The organism is Pseudomonas sp. Larv2_ips (genome assembly GCF_963879675.1).
In the GTDB taxonomy this organism is placed as follows: domain Bacteria; phylum Pseudomonadota; class Gammaproteobacteria; order Pseudomonadales; family Pseudomonadaceae; genus Aquipseudomonas.
Genome location: NZ_CAWOAW010000027.1, coordinates 899,432 through 917,474 on the forward strand (window position 1 = coordinate 899,432; position 18,043 = coordinate 917,474).

The following is an 18,043-nucleotide window of genomic DNA, read 5'->3' on the forward strand; positions in this document are numbered from 1 at the left end:
TGGAGTTGTAAGTCATGGCAGTCGCTCATTCCCTGGGATTTCCGCGCATTGGACGCGATCGTGAACTGAAAAAAGCGCAGGAAGCGTTCTGGAAGGGCGAACTCGACGAAGCCGGCCTGCGCGCCGTTGGCCGTGGCTTGCGCAAAACTCACTGGGCGTTGCAGAAGCAAGCCGGCATCGAGCTGTTGCCGGCCGGTGATTTCGCCTGGTACGACCAGGTCCTGACTCATTCATTGATGTTCGGCGTGATCCCTGAGCGCTTCCGCCCAGCCGACGGCCACGCCACATTGCACACGCTGTTCGGCATGGCCCGTGGCGTCAGCGACAACTGCTGCGGCGGTGCCCACGCCCAGGAAATGACCAAGTGGTTCGATACCAACTACCACTATCTGGTGCCTGAATTCAGTGCTGACCAGCAATTCCACCTGGGTTGGGACCAGCTGTTTGAAGAGGTCAAGGAAGCCCGTGACCTGGGCCACAACGTCAAGCCGGTCGTCATCGGCCCGCTGACCTACTTGTGGTTGGGCAAGGCCAAGGGTGTCGACTTCGACAAGCTTGACCTGCTTGACCGCCTGCTGCCGCTGTACGGCCAGATCTTCCAGCGCCTGGCTGAGCTGGGCGTTGAATGGGTGCAGATCGACGAGCCGATCCTGGTTCTGGACTTGCCACAAGACTGGAAAAACGCCTTTGAGCGCGCCTACAACCAGATCCAGCGCGACCCGCTGAAAAAGCTCGTGGCCACCTACTTCGGTGGTCTGGAAGAAAACCTCGGCCTGGCCGCCAACCTGCCGGTCGATGGTTTGCACATCGATCTGGTGCGTGCACCGGACCAGTACCCGACCATTCTTGATCGCCTGCCGGCTTACAAAGTGTTGTCCCTGGGCGTGGTCAATGGCCGCAACGTCTGGCGCTGCGACCTGGAAAAGGCTCTGGCGACCTTGCAGCACGCACATGAAAAGTTGGGTGATCGCCTGTGGGTGGCGCCGTCCTGCTCATTGCTGCACAGCCCGGTCGACCTGGACCGTGAAGACACGCTGGATGCCGAGTTGAAAAGCTGGCTGGCCTTCGCGGTGCAGAAGTGCGCGGAAGTAACGGTGCTGGCCCAGGCCGTCAACGCACCGCAGGCGCCGAATGTACGTGCCGCGTTGGCGCAGAGCCGCGCCGTGCAAGTGGCCCGCGCGGCTTCAACGCGAATTCACAAGCCTGCCGTACAAGCCCGCGTGGCGGCGATTACCGCCAAGGACAGTCAGCGCCAGTCGCGGTTTGCCCAGCGTATCGAGCAGCAACGTGCCGGCCTGAACCTGCCGCTGTTGCCGACCACCACCATCGGTTCGTTCCCGCAAACCGCCTCGATCCGCCTGGCGCGCCAGTCGTACAAAGCCGGCAAGTTGAGCGAAGCCGAGTACGTCGAAGCGATGCACAGCGAGATCAGGCACGCCGTGCAAGTGCAGGAAAACCTCGGCCTGGACGTGCTGGTGCACGGCGAAGCCGAACGAAACGACATGGTCGAGTACTTCGCCGAACAACTCGACGGCTACGTGTTCACCCGATTCGGTTGGGTACAGAGCTACGGTTCGCGCTGCGTGAAACCGGCGGTGATCTTCGGCGACCTGAGCCGCCCGAACGCCATGACCGTGGAGTGGATCCGCTACGCCCAAGGCCTGACCAGCAAGGTGATGAAGGGCATGCTGACCGGCCCGGTGACCATGCTGATGTGGTCGTTTGCGCGCGAAGACGTGAGCCGCGAAGTGCAGGCGCGTCAACTGGCGCTGGCGATTCGTGACGAAGTGGTTGACCTGGAGGCGGCCGGCATCAAGATCGTGCAGATCGACGAAGCGGCGTTCCGTGAAGGCTTGCCGTTGCGCCGGGCGCAGTGGCAACACTACCTGGATTGGGCCACCGAAGCGTTCCGCCTGTGTGCCTGCGGCGTGCGTGACGAAACCCAGATCCACACGCACATGTGCTACAGCGAGTTCAACGATGTGATCGAGTCCATCGCGGCAATGGACGCCGACGTGATCACCATTGAGACGTCGCGCTCGGACATGGAACTGCTGGACGCGTTCGAAGCGTTCGCGTACCCCAATGACATCGGCCCCGGCGTCTACGACATCCATTCGCCCCGCGTGCCGGATGCGTCGGCAATGGCCCACTTGCTGCGCAAGGCCGCCCAGCGGATTCCGGCCGAGCGCCTATGGGTCAACCCGGATTGCGGTTTGAAAACCCGGGGCTGGCCGGAGACAGAAGCGGCGTTGGTTCATATGGTCACCGCGGCGCGTCAACTGCGGGCTGAGCTCGCGTAACGCGATTTACAAATGGGGGAGCGGCTTGCCCGCGATTGCAGTGTGTCAGTCCCGAATGTGGCTGACCTGCATCCGGCCTGCAGCGTATGCCTGTTATGGCGAGCTTGCTCGTCATAACAGCTTCTCGACGTCAGGCGAGCCGGTCAAAGCCCTTCAAGCGGTACAGCAACACCGACGCCGCCCAGCTGGCGACGAAAATCCCGATGATGATGTAGCCGAGCATTCCGAAGCTGTCGTTGAGGTTGCCGATAAAGCCCCAGAAATCACCCTTGAGCTCCAACTGGTCGGCAATCAGCCCCAGCGCCTCGATGCTGCCGATGATCACTGCCACGACCACCGAGACCAAGGTAATGCTCATGTTGTAGTAGAGCTTGCGCAGCGGCTTCATGTACGCCCAGCCGTAGGCACCCAGCATCAAATGGCCGTCCAGCGTGTCCACCAGCGACATGCCGGCGCTGAACAGCAGCGGGAACACCATGATCGACCACGGCGATAAGCCCTGCGCCGCCTGCGTGGCGGAGATGCCCAGCAGGGCGATTTCGGTGGCGGTGTCAAACCCCAGGCCAAACAGAAAACCCAGCGGGTACAGGTGCCAACTGCGGCTGATCAGGCGAAACAGCGGGCGGAAGATTCGCGCCATGAAACCGCGGTCGGCCAGCAGCAGGTCAAAATCCTCTTCGACGTAAGCGCCGCCCTCGCGCACGTGGCGCCAGGCCTTGTAGATCGACCGCAGGATCACCAAATTCATCAGCGCGATCACCAGCAAAAAGACCGCTGACACGGACGTGCCGATCACACCGCCAACCGCCTTGAACGCCTCGACATGTGCGGCGGTAAGGGCCACGCCAATCGAGGCCAGCACCACCACCGACGAATGCCCCAGAGAGAAAAAGAACCCCACCGCCACCGGGCGTTTGTGCTCTTGCATCAGCTTGCGGGTGGCGTTGTCGATGGCGGCGATATGGTCGGCGTCCACCGCGTGGCGCAGGCCGAAACTGTAGGCCAGCAGGGCAGTGCCCAGTAACACGGGGTGCTGATGAAACGCCACCAGCGCCCAGAGCCAGGCGCCGACGTTAATGGCGATCAAAATACCGTAGATGCCAAACAGCTTGGTGCGAACGTGGCTATTGGAATCACTGAAAACCTGGGCAAGACGCTGGATCATCCGGTAAACCCTTTATGCGATGGCACGACCGCTGCGAAGCAGGAGCGGCTCCAGAGGGGAAACTTAATGGATTCTGCCGGCGTCAATGATGAAATCTGCAGGCCAATGGGAGGTAATGATGTCGAACATGAACGGGCAACCGGCCGAAGCGGTGATCGAGTTCTGGAAACAGGCGGGCCCCAAGCGCTGGTTTACCAAGGACGACGCGTTTGACGCGGCCTTTCGCGACACCTTTTATGCCACGCATATGCAAGCGGCCCGGCGCGAACTGGAAGGCTGGCTGGATTCGGCGCATGGCGCGCTGGCCTTGCTGATCCTGCTGGATCAATACCCGCGCAATGCCTTTCGTGGCACCGCGCACATGTTCGCCACCGACCCGCTGGCGCGTTTGTACGCGCGGCGGATGGTCGACGCTGGCCTGGACCAGTTGATCGAGCCCGAGCTGCGGGCGTTTTGTTACTTGCCGTTCGAGCATTCGGAAGACCCGGCCGATCAGCAGCGCTCGTTGGTATTGAACCAGCAGCTGGATGCCAGCACCTACCATTGGGCCAAAGAGCACGCCGCGATCATCGAACGGTTTGGGCGCTTCGCGCACCGTAACGAGGTGTTGGCCAGGGTCACCACGGCGCAAGAGCGTGAGTTTCTCGATAACGGCGGTTTTGCCGGCTAAGCCTGTGTCAGGTTTTCCTTGGCGCGGGCCGGGCGCAAGCGCCGCAGGCCCTTGAGGTCGACGGCCCAGCGCAATGCTTCAGTGGCCGACGGGCGCGGGCCCTGGGTGATCGCGTGTTCATCCGTGGTGAGTGCACCGAGGTAACCTTGGGCACCGCCGCGCTCGCTCCAGTAGTGGGTGTGGCTGAGCCATGAGCGTGCGAGCCAGCCTTTGCGCGAGCCCACGGTCACCGGCAAATCCAGCACGCCTGCGCCCATCACCGGGCTGACCGGGCCCGCGACGATGTCGCCAAACAGGCCATAGGGCGCGGGAAAATAGAGGTTGGTCCAGCGCGTCACTGCGAATGCTGCCGCGTGGTGCAAATACTGGGGCGTGAAGGGTTTCTGACCGAGCATCACCGGATGACGCGCATGGTAGCCGTATCCCTTTTCGTCCTGAGTGGGCGGGCAGGCGGGGGCTTCGCGGCGCTCCATGCGTTTTTTGAAATCACTGACGCTGCGCCCCAGCAACAGGCTCGCGTGGGCCATCGGGCTGCCGACGGTTACCAGATCGGTAATGCGCCACGGGTTGCCCAGGCCGCGCTGCTCGATAAAGGCTTCGGTCTGCTGCTCGCGAAATTTCAAAAGGCTGCCCAGGCTGCCGTCAAGCGCGGCGCCGGCGTTGGGCAGCGTGTCCTTGATGACCGGTTGCAGCGCTTCGTGATTGGCGTAACGGTTGGCGAGTTCGCGGTTGCTGGGGATGACTTGGGTGAGCTGATCGTGATGTTCGTGCCACAGATAACCGACGATGTCGTAGGCGATCACGCTGCCCAAACTGTGGCCGACCACGATGATGCGGTCGTAATCGCCTTTATTGTGCAGGGCACGCAGCAATGCCACGCCGTCGGCGCGGATCTGCTCGCGCACCACCACGTTCTGCGGGTTGGGGCTGAGGTAACGGGCGGCGTCGCCCAGGTAGGACAGGGCCGAGTAACGCAGCGCCAGGCCGATAGCGCCGAGCAGCAACGGCACCAGCGCGAACGGGTTGTCGCTGTGATCGAACTGGCCCCAGGCCGTGGCGAGGGTGCCGGTAGCGACCAGCAGCAACAGCAGCATCACCGTCCAGCGCGTGGTGCGCCAGATCGGTACGATGGCGTCGGGAATATCGCGGCGCGGGCGCTTGAAGATGTCCCAGAGCCAACTGAGCAGGTGGCCGACTTTGGTGCCTTGCATCTTGTGGGCCCAGTAATACTCGTAAAAATCCGTGCTGGTGCGGCCGGACGACTTCAAGACACGCAGGTCGAAATTGCGTGACAGCCGATCCGGCTTGCTCCAGTAGAAGGGCGTGCCGTCGGGCGTGTCGGCGGGAATCATGGCATCAACAAAGCCATGCAGGGTGTCCATCGGGCGCTGCTCGCCGATGCCGTGAATGACGACAACTGCTTGTTTCATAAGCTGATCTTTCCTTGAAAGCTTCGAATGGCGGGGCGTTTTCGCAGACTAGCGAATCGATACGATATTGCCACTATCGTGGCTATTCCCGCCAGGAATGCCCCCATAAAAAACCGCCATTGTCTTTATGGCGCCGCATCTCGTAGCGTGGGTCTTCACCCAAGGAGACCTGCCATGCACCTGCGCCCGTTACGCCTCTATGTGGATGCCCAGTTCACCAGCCCCTACGCGATGTCGGTGTTTGTCACCCTGCGCGAAAAAGGCCTGGCGTTCGACATGCTCACCCTGGACCTGGACACCGCGCAAAACCAGACGGCGGACTTTACCCAGCTGTCGCTGACCCAGCGTGTGCCGACGTTGGTGGAAGGCGAGTTTGCCCTGTCGGAGTCTTGCGCGATCAGCGAGTACCTGGAACAGGTCTATCCCGAAACGCCGGTGTACCCGGCTGACCCACAGCAGCGGGCAAGGGCGCGGCAGGTTCAGGCGTGGTTGCGCAGTGATTTGCTGGCGATCCGCCAGGAGCGCTCGACGCTGGTGGTGTTTTACGGGCAGAAGATGCCGCCGTTGTCGCCTGCCGCCGAAGCCGCCGTGCGCAAGTTGTTCAGTGCGACGCAGGCGCTGTTGGCCGGCAATCCACCGTATCTGTTTGGCCAGTGGTCGATTGCCGACCTTGACCTGGCGGTGATGCTCAATCGCCTGATCCTCAACGGTGACAGTGTGCCAGCCGAATGGGTCGACTATGCGCAACGCCAATGGCAGCGGCCGTCGGTGCAGGCATGGGTCAACCTGCAACGCCCACCGCTCTAAGGGTTTACATCCATTCCTGGGCCACGCGCCGGTCGAGGTCTTCCCAGTCTGCCATGCCCAGCACTCGGGTGGTGTTCAAGCCCCGCAGGTAGCCGCGCAATTGCTGGGCGCTGGCGTAACGCTGGTCGGCGTCGGCGGCCTCGTCCTGCAGCACGTCTTCATAATCGACCAGGTAATCGGCGACCCGCTCGCGAAACTCCGGCAGTACGGCTTCGCGGATGCGGTCGAAGGTTTTCTGGTGGGGCTTCATGGCGTGGTCCTTATAGTTTTATAGAGATCGGGAGACGCGACACTATCGGTTCAAATGATAGTCACCATCAAGCATCGCAAGTTCTGTTTTTATGCCAAAAGCACAGAATCAGCGCATCGAGACGCTGATCAAGGAAATGCGCGATGAGGACGATTATCCAACTGGGTTTAATGATGCTGATGTTCGGCAGTGTGGTCCTGACCAGCCCGGCATTTGCTGATGAACTGCGTACGGGCCATTTGCTGCCACTCGTCGGTAGCGTAAACTCCCTGCAGCGCGCGCAGTCGGTGGGTGTGTTGTACAGCGAAAACACCCGCGACAACCTCAGTTACCTTGAACGCTACCACGCCATGGCCATGAACGGCGCCAGGGACGCCCTTGACGGGCGCATCCGCGAGGCGTTCGTCAACAGCTCCGACCCGGAACTGGCGATTGATTGGCTGATGAGTTCATTGCAGGGCACGTTTCGCATCGTCACGGTCTACAGCAGCCTGGATGAGCTGGTGCAGGCTCACCCGGATGTGGTGGTGATGCTCGATACCCATAACCAATTGCTGACCCAGCGTAACGATCAGGTTGAGGCGCGTTTTGTGGCGCGGTTCTATGACGCCGACCTGCAATACATCGCCAAGGCTGAAGGCTCGGTGCACAAACAGGTGCCGTCGGTATGGGTGCATGACAAGGCGGCCCCGGAAATTGCCGCGCAGATTGAACAACAGCGTGATGTACAGCTCGATGCCTTGAAGCAGTTTGATGCGTCGCTAAAGGCCTTGGTCCGCGCGGGATGACGCGCGGATCGTTGTGAACCCTATTGGTTATTTTCAGGAATGTTTATGCGCTCTTTTTTCGTCCCGGCCCTGGCTTTTGCTTCGTTGTTGCTGACCGGTTGTATCACTGCTCCCAACGCTCCAAGCTTGACCCTGCAAACCGATAAAACCCCTGAAGGCTATGTGCAATGCGTCGTGCCCAAGCTTGAAAAGCGCGGCATTACCTCGACGGTGACGCAGAACGCGCGCCACGCCAAGGTGGTGTTGACCAGCAAGATTGCAGCCGATGATGTGCTGGAGGCCTACAAGTCCCAGGACGGCACCAAGGTGTTCGTGTACGAACGCAAGCCACTGGCGTCGGCGATCAAACCGTCGCGGCTGGAGCTGGCGGCGCAGGACTGCAAATAATCCAGGCACGCCTGAGGGTTGAATGTGTGGGAGCGGGCTTGCTCGCGAAGGCGGCGTATCAGTCGATACATTTATTGACTGTTGCACTGCTTCGCGAGCAAGCCCGCTCCCACATTTGCGATGGGCCTGGGCTAGGGTTTGGCTTCGCTGCTGAAGGTGTTCACGGTCTTGACCAAACCCTTGGCCGCCAACGCCACCAACTCACCGCCTTTTTCCACCGTCGCCAGCGCCGGGTCCGAACCCATGCGCCCGTCGGGGAAGCGGGCGCGGAAGTCCAGCGCTTCGCGGATCGGCCCGGTATTGGCGATTTGCGGAGAATACTCGGCGGACTTGATCGATTGCGGGTACGCCCACTGGGTCACCGCAATTTCTGACGGCGTGGCATGGCTGCCGTGGCCCACCGGGAATTGGCGTTGAGCCAAATCGTGCACGCCTTCCAGGTCCCACCAGTTCACCAGCTTGAGCGCGAAGCCGGCGGGGCGGCGGGCAAAACTGGCTTCGGCGTACAGCTCGGAAAACGCCGCTTCAATGGTGGCGATATTGCCGCCGTGGCCATTCAGGAACAGGATCTTCTCGAAACCGTGCCCGGCCAGCGAGCGCACCCAGTCGCCAATGGCGGCGATAAAGGTGGAAGGGCGCAGGGAGATGGTGCCGGGAAAACCCAGGTGGTGCTGGGCCATGCCGATATTGAAGGTCGGGCCGATCAGGATGTCGGCGTTCTTCTGCGCCTCGTGGGCGATGATCTCGGGGCACATCCAGTCGGTACCCAGCAGGCCGGTAGGGCCGTGTTGTTCGTTGGATCCGATGGGAATCACCACCGTGCGGCTGCGTTCCAGAAACTGCCCGATCTCGATCCAGGTGGATGTATGTAGAAGCATGCGGCGCTCTCTTTATCTGTGGGACAGGCTAACCACCACGGATTGTACGACTACTCGCCACTTGTTGGGGCTTGCAGTTCAGATACGTCGATGACTTCAACCAGCGCTGGTCCGGATACCAGGAAAACATGAACTGCCCATCCTTGAGTTTATCCACCACCTGGCGCGCCACTTGCGGGCGCACCGCCGGGCAACCCTGACTGCGGCCGATGCGGCCTTCACGCTTGCTCCACGCCGGGTTGACGTAGTCGGCGGCATGAATCACCAGCGCGCGGTCGCGGGCCTGGTCATTGAAACCGGGCTCCAGGCCGTCCATGCGCAACGAGTAGCCGTGGGCGCCCAGGTAACTTTCCTGGGTGCGGAACAAGCCCAGGCTGGACTGATGACTGCCTTCGAGATTGGAAAATTGCGTGGCGAAGTTTTCCCCGGACTTGGCACCGTGGGCCACCAGGTCGCGCAACACGAGGATCTTTTTGCGCAAATCGAAAATCCATAACCGACGGGCGGTCGAGGGTTGGGAGTAGTCAATAACCGCTAGGCGCTCTGACTGTTCCTCGCCGTTATTGACGGCGCACTGCACCGCGCTCAGGGCGCTTTTGAGCACGGCGGGATTGAGTTCTGGAGCCGAGCGCGCCAGGCTGCTATACAAGTTAGGAGGATTCCCATTGGCGGCGAGCGCAAAATTGCTCAACGTTGCCAGGGTGACGGTGATCAAACCGAAGCGACACATAAAAGTCAGCATCTACAAAGCGTCCCCCGCTGTGGATTGGAGCCAAGTCAATTGTTCAAAAAACACGCATGTTACTTGAGCATTTGCCTGCTCGTTGCACCACTGGTCGCGACGGCTGATGAGCTGCTGATGGGCGCCGTTCCGGTTATTTCCGCAAGCCCGGTGCAACAGGCCCTCGCGCAGTTGCCCAGTGTGTGCCCCAGCCTCGCCCCGCAGATCGACGCCGCAGCCCTGGCCCGCCTGCAGGCGTTCTATCAGCAGCAGGGTGATGGGCCGCTGTGGTCCGCCGAAGATCGCCGCCAAGCCTTGCACACCCAATTGCTGATGCTGGCCGACGACGGCCTGGACCCCAGCCACTATAGCCTGCCCCCGGCAGATGCCACGGCCAACGTGCTGTGCAGCGACATCGACACCAGCCGCCAGTACCTGCAAGCCCTGCAGGATTTGCACTACGGGCGCCTGCAGCAATCGCGCTTCGAACCGTTGTGGCATTCCCAGCCACCTGCCCGCGACCCGAATACCGAAGTGCTGGCCTTCGCCGCCGCCGGCCTGCAAGACATGGCGCAAGCCTTTGACCAGGCGCGGCCCAGCGCCGATCTGTACCGCAGCCTGCGCAATGCCTATGCCTCCGTGCGCCTGCAACCGTTGCCACATTGGGACCCGGTCGCCAGCGGTCCACTCTTGCGTCCCGGCATGGAAGACCCGCGCGTGCCGGAACTGGCGCGGCGCCTGCACAGCGGTGGCTACCTGACCAAGGTGCCCAGTGGCACAGGCAAGCAATACCGCGACGAGCTGGTCAAGGCAGTCAAGGCCTTCCAGGCCAGCCACTCGTTACAGGCCGACGGCGTGATCGGCGCCGGCACCGTGGCCGAACTCAACATCAGCCCGGCGATGCGCCGCGATCAACTGCGTATCAACCTGGAGCGTTTTCGCTGGCTCGCCCAGGACCTTGAGCCTGAAGGCGTGCTGGTCAACGTCGCCGCCGCGCAATTGAGCGTTTACCAGAGCGGTATTCCGGTGTGGCAAACCCGCCTGCAAGTCGGGCGCGCGGAGCGTCAGACGCCGCTGCTCAAGTCGCGCATCACGCGGCTGACGCTGAACCCCACCTGGACCATCCCGCCCACCATCATGCGCGAGGACAAGCTCCCGGCTATCCGTCTGAACCCCGAGTACCTGCGCCAGCAAAACCTGCAAGTGCTTGACGCCCAGGGTCGCCCCTTGGCGCCCGATCAGGTCGACTGGTCGCGCCCCGGCAACATTCTCCTGCGCCAGGAGGCCGGCCCGCGCAACCCGTTGGGCAAGATCGTGATGCGCTTTCCCAACCCGTACTCGGTATACCTGCACGACACACCAAGCCAACCGTTGTTCACCAAAGGCCCGCGGGCGTTCAGTTCGGGGTGTGTGAGGGTGGAACAGCCGTTGCTGCTGCGCGACCTGCTGGTGAGCCCGGCCGAACGCACCCGCACCGATGAACTGCTGGCAACCGGCGTGACCCATGAATTCAGGCTCGCCACACCGGTGCCGGTGTTGCTGGGGTACTGGACGGTAGAAGTCGATCGCCAGGGCGGCCTGGTCTACGCACCGGATATTTATGGGCGTGATCCGGTATTGATGAAGGCGATGGGCGCCGTGCTGTAGAAATGCCACCTACGCAGGGCAGGGGGCTTGCTCTGCTGGGACGGCGCCACCGTCACATCTTCAGCGTCCACCGGGCGCCAGCGTGCTTGCCCCGGGTTTGATGTGCGCCATGATCAACGCTACCGCCTGATCCGCTGTCACGCGGGCGGTATCGATCGTCAGCGGCCTTGGGTCCCAGGCCTCATATTCATGCGCTGATACGGACCGCCAGTCGGGAGGATTCAGGCCGGGAATATCCCCCGCACGCTGTTCGACACGGCGCTGATGTTCTTGCTCATCAGAGCAAATCACCTGGATATCAACCCACTCGACGCCTGCTTGAATCGCCACCGCTTTCCATGCCTCGCGGCTTTCCCTGACCGGGTTCACACCGTCTGCGACGACGGTGTGCCCCAAGCGCAAATTGCTCAACGCCAGCGCATTGGCCACGCCGTAGCCGCTGGCGCCTACACCTTGCGCCAACACGCCCGCATCCCGAAGCGCCTGTTCGATCACATCAATACGCAGATAGGCGGCACCGGTCTGGCGCGCCAGCTGGCTGGCAATCGTGGTCTTGCCGGTGCCGGGCAGGCCGCTGAATACAACAAGCATGGTCAATCCCTTGAAAGAGCAACCCGGCCAGTCTAGCCGCGCTTACGGCAAATAGCAGGCACTGATCCAATCGGCCGGGTGGGCGGCCAATTGCGTTGCCACAGGCAGGTAGCGCTTGTCCAGTTGCGCCGCCAGCCAGAACAGCGTGGCGCTGCTTTTGGGGTCCCAGGTGCCGCTGTAGCCGGCTTCGCCCACCCCGGCGCGGTCCCTGTCGAATTGCACATGGGTGTGCACGAACTCCTGATGGCTGCGTTGGCCATTGGCATACGGCACCAGCCAATCCAGGGCGGCACCCAGGGACGCGCCGTTGGCCTTGAGGTTCAGCCAGTCGCCGCCGTAGGGTTTGGCCGCCAGGGCAGCTTGCACCAGAGGCTCAAGGTCGTAGACCACGTAGTGCAGGGCATCGCGGTCATGAAAATCGGTGACCGAGCCATCGGGCAACACATTGTCGGCGATCTGCTGCTTGAAGACCTGGTGGGCCTGCTCGAGCATCGTCCGGTCGCCCAGTGCAGCGGCGGCCGCCGTGATCAACTTGACGCGATGGCTTTGCCAGTTGTTGGTCTGGGTGCCTTTGTTCTGGCCATGGAACTGCTGGATACGCGCGAGGTAGCCATTGCCCAGATCACTGATCAAGCGACGGCTGGCTGCGCGGGTTTCCAGGCGCAGGTTATCGGCAGTCAGCGCATAGGCACTGATCAGCATCTCGAGGTTGGTTTCGTCGATCGGGTTGAAGTCCGGTTGATACACATCGGCCCACGCGCCAAGGTAGTCGTCGACTTGCCTGAGGTAACGCGGGTCGCCGCTCAACCGCCACGCCAGCGCGGCCTGGCGCATCACCGGCCAGTCTTTTTCGGCGGCAATGCTTTGCTCGCGAATGCCGTGGTGGGGCAGTGTGCCTTCAGTGTGCACATGGGCCAGGGGGTTGGGGCGGTCAGCCAGGTGCCGTTCTGCGGCAGCGAGCAGCGCCGTGGCCGTCGGCTTCGAGGCGCTCGGCTGGCACAGGCTGGGAGGTTGAGCGGCCGCCAGGGGCACGTGGGAAAACGCGAGTAGCAGTGCGGTCAAAGCGAAGCGGGTTTTTTTCATGGCGAGCTCTGCCGGATCAGAACGCCCACACGCTAACATGCGGAAGAATCGGTCTGGATGAAACTCCCGTATGCTCACCCTCCAATCGCGCTCACCCACCGGACAGCCCATGACCTTGCCCTTTGTGAAGATGCATGCCCATGGCGACGATTTCATCATCATCGACCGCCGTGGCCAGGAAGACCCGATCACCGCGCAAGTCGCCCGCCGTCTGGGCGATCGCCACACCGGCATCGGTTTCAATCAACTGGCGGTGATCCTCGACGGCGTCGACGCTGCCGCGCGTATCAAATTCTGGAACCCCAACGGTACGCCGCTGCAAACCTGCGGCAGTGCCACGCGAGGTGTCGCCGACCGCTTGATGCACGAAGCCGGCACCGATTCGATCGTGCTGCGCACCGACCGTGGCCTACTGACGTGCGTACGCGCAGCGGGCCAGCAGGTGGCGGTGGACATGGGTGCGCCGTCGTTGGAGTGGTCGTCAGTGCCGCTGGCCGTCGCCATGCAGACCCTTGTCTTGCCGATCAAGGGCGATCCGGCGGCGTGCAGCATGGGCAACCCGCACTGTACGTTTTTTGTCGATGACCTCGCCGCCATCGACGTGGCAGCCGCAGGTCCCGCGCTGGAAACCCATGCGCTGTTCCCGGCCAGGACCAATGTGCATTTCGTGCAGGTGCTGGACCGCGCGCATATTCGTCTGCGTATCTGGGAGCGCGGTGGCGGCGTGCCGCTGGGTTCCGGTTCGTGTTGCTGCGGCGCGGTGGTCAACGGGATTCGGCGCGGCCTGCTGGATGACACAGTGCAGGTGCAGTGCGACGGCGGCACGGTCACGGTGCAGTGGGACGGGCAGGGCGGTGTGGTTTTGACCGGCAGCGTGCAGCCGATCATGCAGGGCACGGCCTACGTGTGAGCGTGTCAATAGGGTAAAGTCGGCGCCTTCAGGACGAAACTCAGGTATCAAACATGATGGCGATTCTTCGGCAATCCGTGTTGAGTCTACTGGCGCTGATGTTCATCGGCCTGCTGAGCGTTGCCCAGGCACAGACCTCGCCCATCGGCGTCGCCCTCGACCAGCGCGTGATCGACCTCACCAATACCCTCGACGCCAGCTTCACCACGCGCCTCAAAGAGCAACTCGCCGCCCTCGAACAGCGCAAAGGCGCGCAAGTCGCGGTACTGCTGGTGCCCACTACCGGCGGCGCGAGTATCGAGGATTACGCCAATCAACTGTTCCGCGCCTGGAAACTGGGGCGCAAGGACGTCAACGACGGCATCTTGCTGGTGGTGGCCAAAGACGACCGCCAGGTACGCATCGAGGTGGGCTATGGCCTGGAAGGCACGGTCACCGATCTGTTGGCCCATCGCATCATCGAAGAACACATCACGCCGGCGTTTCGCCAGGGCGACTACGCCGGCGGCGTGCAACAAGCGGTGAATGACTTGACTGTGCTGGTGGACGGCGGCGACCTGCCAGAGCAGGCCGCGCCGCAGGTTAACCCGCAGATCATCGCGGTTCTGCTGGCGTTTATCGCTGGCGCCATCGGCGGTGTGTTCATCGCTGCCGGCAAGCTGCACTGGCGCCGGGCGCTGATCGCCACCGTCGCGGTAACGGTGTTACTGACGATTTACGCCGGCGGCCATGAGTGGCCGCTGTACCTGCTGGTACTTCCGCTGACCCTGCTGATCGGCGGCGCCACGTTCGGTGCCCTGTGGCTGGCGCGCGCGGTGTTTTACTGCGTGGTGGGCGCGCTGGCGTATATCGTCGGGTTGCTGGTGGTGGACCACTTTGTGGCGGTCAACTTCGTACACTGGCTGGCGTTGCCGTTTGGCGGCGCGTTGGTGCTGGCGCTGTACGTGGGGTTGTTCTTCGTCATTCGCGAGTCCTGGAAGACCAAACCACGCTTTTTTCTCGTGCGTGCGCTGGCCGTCGCGGCGGTTTATGTGGCGGTCGGTTTTATGCTTGGGCACGGCTACCAGGGCTGGATCCTGGCGATACCGGCGGCCTCGGTCGTGGCGTTCATTGTCTTTATCCAGAGCATTTCCGATGGCGGCTCGGGGTCGGGAGGAGGGTCCGGCTCGAGTTCCGGCAGCTCCGGTTCCAGCTCCAGCAGCAGCTCGTCCGGTGGCGGTGGTTCCAGTGGCGGCGGCGGTGCGTCGGGCAGTTGGTAAGCCGTTAGCGCGGCGTGTAGCCCACCCAGCCCTTGAAGCTGAAGCCGGCATAGAACAGCTCCGCGCCTTCGAAGCCGGCTTGGCTGATCAAGGCAGTGTCCTCCTCGGGAGACAGCACCGGCAATTGTGCGCTGATCGCCGTTATCGCCCGCTCGGCATCTGCCGCGGGCACGCCGGAGTCCACGGCAAACGCGGCGTAGCGTTGCAACCAGCGGGCCTTTTCCTGCGCTGCCTGCGGGAAACTGTGGTGGGCCACGACCAGTGGCGCGCCCGGCAACAAACGTTGCCACAGCGCCTTGAGCGTTTGCAGGCGCTGCTCGGCCGGGATGAAATGCAAGGTCAGCGAACACGTTGCCCCATCGGGCGAACGGGATGTGTCCAGCGGCTGAAAGACGTGTCCCTTGATCAGCAGCGGCACCAGCGAAGCGTTGAGCAACGCCAGGTCGTAACCGGAGCGCCCGACAGAAATTTGCCCTGCACGGTTTCGTAGGAATCGTAGGTGTCGTAGATCACCTTGATGCCCGTCGCCTTTTCAACGTCGGCCAAGGCGGTGTCGCCGATATAGTCCGCTCAGTTGTAGATGCGCACAGTATTGGCCGGGTCGTCGGCGGCCTGGCTCACGGGCATCGAGGCAAGCAATACGGCGCTGAACAGGGCGATAAAGGCTCTATGCATGGCGGACCCACCTTGAGTTGTGCGTGTTATCAGGTTCGGGGACTGGTTGCAATGTCAGGCAGGTCGAGGGTGGGCGCCATACCCCGTTCGGGTAGGGATAACTCAGGGCAGGACGATGTAGTCGTTCTGTTGCACGATCGGCCTGTGCGAACCTTGCACCAGGTGCAGGTAGCGGCCGTCGACCAGGTCAATGGGCAGGCAGTCGTCAATATCCATCACGCCGTCGGTATGGGCCTGGGACCAATGGCGCAGCATCTGCTGTTTTCCCTTGCTCATCGCATCCTTTTTGTCGCGGGCGACCACCAACAAATAGTGATGGGCTTCGCCAAAAGCGTTGGCTTCGTAGCCGCCCAGGTTGATGAAGTACAGATGGTGCGCGCCGGTAGCAGGGGACAAGTGGCTGAGTTCAACTTTCCAGCCATCGACGCCATCCACCGCCATCCAGGAGTCGATGTGCACACCCTTGGGGCTGCCGAACCAAGCATCGCGCAATTGCGGGTAGGTGTCTTGCAGTGTGTTCGCTACAGCGAACACCACATCGTGAACTTCAATTCTGGCCCGCGGGTGCTTGCCCCCGAGCATCACGACAAACAGCATTGCAGGTCCTTCCTGGCGACTTTTCAGAGGGCAACCATACTTCGATTGAACCCTTTTGTCCGCCCAATGCCACATTGTTAATCCGCGAACTCATCAGGAGGTTGTCATGCGCACCATCGATCTGGCCGGCGTTCCCGTCCCTGTCATCGGCCAAGGGACCTGGCGCATGGGCGAAAACCCGGACCGGCGCAGCGCCGAAGTCGCCGCGTTGCAGTTGGGTATCGACGAGGGCATGACCCTGATCGATACCGCCGAAATGTATGGCGAAGGCGGAGCCGAGGAAGTGGTCGGCGAAGCCATTCGCGGTAAACGTGATCAGGTCTTCCTCGTCAGCAAGGTCTATCCGCACAATGCCAGTCACAAGGGCGTGCCCCGTGCCTGCGAAGCCAGCCTGCAGCGCCTGGGTACTGATTACATCGACCTGTATCTGTTGCACTGGCGGGGCCAGTATCCTCTCGAAGAAACCGTCGAAGCCTTCGAATCATTACGTCAGGCCGGCAAGATCGGCCGTTGGGGCGTCTCCAATTTTGACGTGGCAGACCTGCAGGAACTTGCGTCCCCGGCGTGTGCAACCAACCAGGTGCTCTACAACATCGAAGAGCGCGGTATCGAATTCGACTTGCTGCCATGGTGGCAACAGCACCATTTGCCGTTGATGGCTTACTGCCCGATCGCCCAGGGGGGTGAGCTGTTGTCCAGTCCGACGCTCAAGCAGATCGCCCGTCGCCATGAGGTTACGCCCGCCCAGGTATCCCTTGCCTGGGTGTTGCGTCAGGACGGCGTGATTGCAATCCCCAAGGCTGTGACGCCCGAACATGTGCGGCTCAATGCCGGTGCTGCGAATCTCAAGCTCGATGAGCACGATCTGGACGCGATCGACCGTGTGTTCGGCGCACCCAAGCGCAAGCATCCGCTGGCAATGGTCTAGCCGACCAAGCAGGAGCGGCGCCGTCCCTGGTGGCCGCTTCTGCCTGAGCCGATGTTAGCCGGCTACTGGGCTACGCCAGTCGTCCGAGCCTGATGTGCCGGCGACTTCATGGGTCCAGACGATCTTGCGGTAAGTGAAATACACATCCTCCAAATGGGTGAAATGAGCGTTGTCCGGGTCCTGGCAGTTGGGCATCCGCGATTGAATGTCCACGATGGTTGCGCCTTCCAGTTCGGTGGTGAAGTAATGCTCCTGGGTACCAGCCGAGGAGGTACGGAACCATTCCAGGCGACATGACACTTCTTCACCCGTGGTCAGTGCGCTGAATAGCAGCGGTGAGGACTTGTCGAAGACCTTGCTGACCATCAGCGGCTTGTGAACCCGTTGGCCGGTCGGCTGGCCCGATTGCGGGTCGCGGGGAATGATCACCTGGTGGGCAAACGCCTGCACGAGGATCTGATCCTCATGACCTTCCTGATAAATATTGCCTACCGAGTCCTGAGTAAATGTGCCTGCCGTGATCAAGCCTTGCTTGACACCGGTGATAGTGAGGTACGCGGGTGTTGGCATGACTGGTTTCCTTGCCTGATTGAGTAGGTAGTCCCGACGGCGTGTTTGCCGGCGGGCAATGGCCTATAACAAAAAGCGTGCCTGAAATGACGAGAGTCAATGAAATAAAGGGGCGCGGAGTGTTGTTGGTTTAAATATATAAAAGTTGTCGTCGGTTGGTGCCGATTTTAGTGTGGATGTTTGCGCGAGTGTGCGCAGTTAGTTGCTCATGCTGTTTTATTAAATGAATGCACGGATGCGCAGGGTATTTGGCTTTATTAAAGTGCGTGAAGTGTGCAAATAGCTGCGCAGGCCTGTTTTTATTGGCTTTGTAGGAAATTGCTTAAGTGCGGGCTGACCGCTTGAGGATTGATTCGTGTATGGCTAAGGTTCGCCTACTTCGTC

The 18,043-nt window shown here is 61.6% G+C and carries 18 protein-coding genes and 1 pseudogene; 9 read left to right on the plus strand and 10 right to left on the minus strand.

Annotation, left to right across the window (positions count from 1 at the left end):
• Positions 1-14: 14 nt before the first annotated feature.
• Positions 15-2,303, plus strand: coding sequence for a 5-methyltetrahydropteroyltriglutamate--homocysteine S-methyltransferase (gene metE, locus AACV02_RS21085; protein ID WP_119741778.1), 2,289 nt, complete (start codon positions 15-17; stop codon positions 2,301-2,303).
• Positions 2,304-2,433: 130 nt separating this feature from the next.
• Here the strand turns inward: metE and AACV02_RS21090 are convergent, their stop codons facing one another.
• Positions 2,434-3,468 carry a HoxN/HupN/NixA family nickel/cobalt transporter gene (locus AACV02_RS21090; RefSeq protein ID WP_119741780.1) on the minus strand — a complete coding sequence of 345 codons (1,035 nt, stop codon included), beginning with the start codon at positions 3,466-3,468 and terminating at the stop codon, positions 2,434-2,436.
• A 127-nt stretch (positions 3,469-3,595) separates the two neighbouring features.
• On the opposite strand from AACV02_RS21090, the gene AACV02_RS21095 reads away from it, so the two are divergent.
• On the plus strand, positions 3,596-4,138 hold the full coding sequence (locus AACV02_RS21095) for a DUF924 family protein (RefSeq protein ID WP_372239302.1): 543 nt from the start codon (positions 3,596-3,598) through the stop codon (positions 4,136-4,138).
• On the opposite strand, the gene AACV02_RS21100 is transcribed toward AACV02_RS21095, so the two are convergent.
• Positions 4,135-5,568 carry a hypothetical protein gene (locus AACV02_RS21100; RefSeq protein ID WP_119741782.1) on the minus strand — a complete coding sequence of 478 codons (1,434 nt, stop codon included), beginning with the start codon at positions 5,566-5,568 and terminating at the stop codon, positions 4,135-4,137. The two genes, AACV02_RS21095 and AACV02_RS21100, sit on opposite strands and share 4 nt — an antisense overlap.
• 174 nt (positions 5,569-5,742) lie before the next feature.
• Between AACV02_RS21100 and yfcF the strand changes: the two genes are divergently transcribed.
• Positions 5,743-6,375, plus strand: a complete 633-nt coding sequence (yfcF, locus tag AACV02_RS21105) for a glutathione transferase (RefSeq protein WP_119741784.1) — start codon at positions 5,743-5,745, stop codon at positions 6,373-6,375.
• 4 nt (positions 6,376-6,379) lie between these two features.
• Here yfcF and AACV02_RS21110 read toward each other — a convergent pair whose 3' ends face one another.
• Positions 6,380-6,625: a hypothetical protein gene (locus tag AACV02_RS21110; RefSeq protein ID WP_106577811.1), complete on the minus strand. Its 246-nt coding sequence runs from the start codon at positions 6,623-6,625 to the stop codon at positions 6,380-6,382.
• Positions 6,626-6,768: 143 nt separating this feature from the next.
• Between AACV02_RS21110 and AACV02_RS21115 the strand changes: the two genes are divergently transcribed.
• Positions 6,769-7,413 (plus strand): ATPase, encoded by a 645-nt coding sequence (locus AACV02_RS21115; RefSeq protein WP_119741786.1) that lies wholly within the window; start codon positions 6,769-6,771, stop codon positions 7,411-7,413.
• A gap of 45 nt (positions 7,414-7,458) precedes the next feature.
• On the plus strand, positions 7,459-7,800 hold the full coding sequence (locus tag AACV02_RS21120) for a hypothetical protein (protein WP_119741788.1): 342 nt from the start codon (positions 7,459-7,461) through the stop codon (positions 7,798-7,800).
• A 131-nt stretch (positions 7,801-7,931) separates the two neighbouring features.
• On the opposite strand, the gene AACV02_RS21125 is transcribed toward AACV02_RS21120, so the two are convergent.
• Together AACV02_RS21125 and AACV02_RS21130 are read right to left on the minus strand one after the other, a co-directional pair.
• A complete protein-coding gene (locus tag AACV02_RS21125; RefSeq protein ID WP_119741790.1) occupies positions 7,932-8,678 on the minus strand; it encodes a creatininase family protein in 747 nt (248 codons plus the stop codon).
• A 28-nt stretch (positions 8,679-8,706) separates the two neighbouring features.
• The gene (locus AACV02_RS21130; protein WP_119741792.1) at positions 8,707-9,420 is read right to left on the minus strand and encodes a murein L,D-transpeptidase catalytic domain family protein; all 714 of its coding nucleotides are present in this window, start codon (positions 9,418-9,420) and stop codon (positions 8,707-8,709) included.
• A 39-nt stretch (positions 9,421-9,459) separates the two neighbouring features.
• On the opposite strand from AACV02_RS21130, the gene AACV02_RS21135 reads away from it, so the two are divergent.
• Positions 9,460-11,046, plus strand: coding sequence for a L,D-transpeptidase family protein (locus AACV02_RS21135; protein WP_119741794.1), 1,587 nt, complete (start codon positions 9,460-9,462; stop codon positions 11,044-11,046).
• 60 nt (positions 11,047-11,106) lie between these two features.
• Here AACV02_RS21135 and AACV02_RS21140 read toward each other — a convergent pair whose 3' ends face one another.
• Together AACV02_RS21140 and AACV02_RS21145 are read right to left on the minus strand one after the other, a co-directional pair.
• Positions 11,107-11,637: an AAA family ATPase gene (locus tag AACV02_RS21140; protein WP_119741796.1), complete on the minus strand. Its 531-nt coding sequence runs from the start codon at positions 11,635-11,637 to the stop codon at positions 11,107-11,109.
• Positions 11,638-11,679: 42 nt separating this feature from the next.
• Positions 11,680-12,720, minus strand: coding sequence for an alginate lyase family protein (locus tag AACV02_RS21145; RefSeq protein WP_119741798.1), 1,041 nt, complete (start codon positions 12,718-12,720; stop codon positions 11,680-11,682).
• A 109-nt stretch (positions 12,721-12,829) separates the two neighbouring features.
• Between AACV02_RS21145 and dapF the strand changes: the two genes are divergently transcribed.
• A complete protein-coding gene (gene dapF, locus AACV02_RS21150; protein WP_119741800.1) occupies positions 12,830-13,630 on the plus strand; it encodes a diaminopimelate epimerase in 801 nt (266 codons plus the stop codon).
• A 53-nt stretch (positions 13,631-13,683) separates the two neighbouring features.
• A complete protein-coding gene (locus AACV02_RS21155) occupies positions 13,684-14,889 on the plus strand; it encodes a TPM domain-containing protein (protein ID WP_119741802.1) in 1,206 nt (401 codons plus the stop codon).
• A 358-nt stretch (positions 14,890-15,247) separates the two neighbouring features.
• On the opposite strand, the pseudogene AACV02_RS21165 reads toward AACV02_RS21155, so the two are convergent.
• Positions 15,248-15,564, minus strand: a pseudogene (locus tag AACV02_RS21165) (spermidine/putrescine ABC transporter substrate-binding protein PotF); the annotation flags it as partial.
• A 102-nt stretch (positions 15,565-15,666) separates the two neighbouring features.
• Positions 15,667-16,161: a DUF1543 domain-containing protein gene (locus AACV02_RS21170; RefSeq protein ID WP_119741804.1), complete on the minus strand. Its 495-nt coding sequence runs from the start codon at positions 16,159-16,161 to the stop codon at positions 15,667-15,669.
• Between the two features lie 106 nt (positions 16,162-16,267).
• Between AACV02_RS21170 and AACV02_RS21175 the strand changes: the two genes are divergently transcribed.
• Positions 16,268-17,089 (plus strand): aldo/keto reductase, encoded by an 822-nt coding sequence (locus AACV02_RS21175; protein WP_106577822.1) that lies wholly within the window; start codon positions 16,268-16,270, stop codon positions 17,087-17,089.
• A 54-nt stretch (positions 17,090-17,143) separates the two neighbouring features.
• On the opposite strand, the gene AACV02_RS21180 is transcribed toward AACV02_RS21175, so the two are convergent.
• On the minus strand, positions 17,144-17,659 hold the full coding sequence (locus AACV02_RS21180) for an Hcp family type VI secretion system effector (RefSeq protein WP_106577823.1): 516 nt from the start codon (positions 17,657-17,659) through the stop codon (positions 17,144-17,146).
• Positions 17,660-18,043: the final 384 nt, after the last annotated feature.

Coding starts and splice junctions, on each gene's coding strand:
- metE (WP_119741778.1), top strand. CDS start 15: ATGGCAGTCGCTCATTCCCTGGGATTTCCGCGCATTGGACGCGATCGT.
- AACV02_RS21090 (WP_119741780.1), bottom strand. CDS start 3,468: ATGATCCAGCGTCTTGCCCAGGTTTTCAGTGATTCCAATAGCCACGTT.
- AACV02_RS21095 (WP_372239302.1), top strand. CDS start 3,596: ATGAACGGGCAACCGGCCGAAGCGGTGATCGAGTTCTGGAAACAGGCG.
- AACV02_RS21100 (WP_119741782.1), bottom strand. CDS start 5,568: ATGAAACAAGCAGTTGTCGTCATTCACGGCATCGGCGAGCAGCGCCCG.
- yfcF (WP_119741784.1), top strand. CDS start 5,743: ATGCACCTGCGCCCGTTACGCCTCTATGTGGATGCCCAGTTCACCAGC.
- AACV02_RS21110 (WP_106577811.1), bottom strand. CDS start 6,625: ATGAAGCCCCACCAGAAAACCTTCGACCGCATCCGCGAAGCCGTACTG.
- AACV02_RS21115 (WP_119741786.1), top strand. CDS start 6,769: ATGAGGACGATTATCCAACTGGGTTTAATGATGCTGATGTTCGGCAGT.
- AACV02_RS21120 (WP_119741788.1), top strand. CDS start 7,459: ATGCGCTCTTTTTTCGTCCCGGCCCTGGCTTTTGCTTCGTTGTTGCTG.
- AACV02_RS21125 (WP_119741790.1), bottom strand. CDS start 8,678: ATGCTTCTACATACATCCACCTGGATCGAGATCGGGCAGTTTCTGGAA.
- AACV02_RS21130 (WP_119741792.1), bottom strand. CDS start 9,420: ATGCTGACTTTTATGTGTCGCTTCGGTTTGATCACCGTCACCCTGGCA.
- AACV02_RS21140 (WP_119741796.1), bottom strand. CDS start 11,637: ATGCTTGTTGTATTCAGCGGCCTGCCCGGCACCGGCAAGACCACGATT.
- AACV02_RS21145 (WP_119741798.1), bottom strand. CDS start 12,720: ATGAAAAAAACCCGCTTCGCTTTGACCGCACTGCTACTCGCGTTTTCC.
- dapF (WP_119741800.1), top strand. CDS start 12,830: ATGACCTTGCCCTTTGTGAAGATGCATGCCCATGGCGACGATTTCATC.
- AACV02_RS21155 (WP_119741802.1), top strand. CDS start 13,684: ATGATGGCGATTCTTCGGCAATCCGTGTTGAGTCTACTGGCGCTGATG.
- AACV02_RS21170 (WP_119741804.1), bottom strand. CDS start 16,161: ATGCTGTTTGTCGTGATGCTCGGGGGCAAGCACCCGCGGGCCAGAATT.
- AACV02_RS21175 (WP_106577822.1), top strand. CDS start 16,268: ATGCGCACCATCGATCTGGCCGGCGTTCCCGTCCCTGTCATCGGCCAA.
- AACV02_RS21180 (WP_106577823.1), bottom strand. CDS start 17,659: ATGCCAACACCCGCGTACCTCACTATCACCGGTGTCAAGCAAGGCTTG.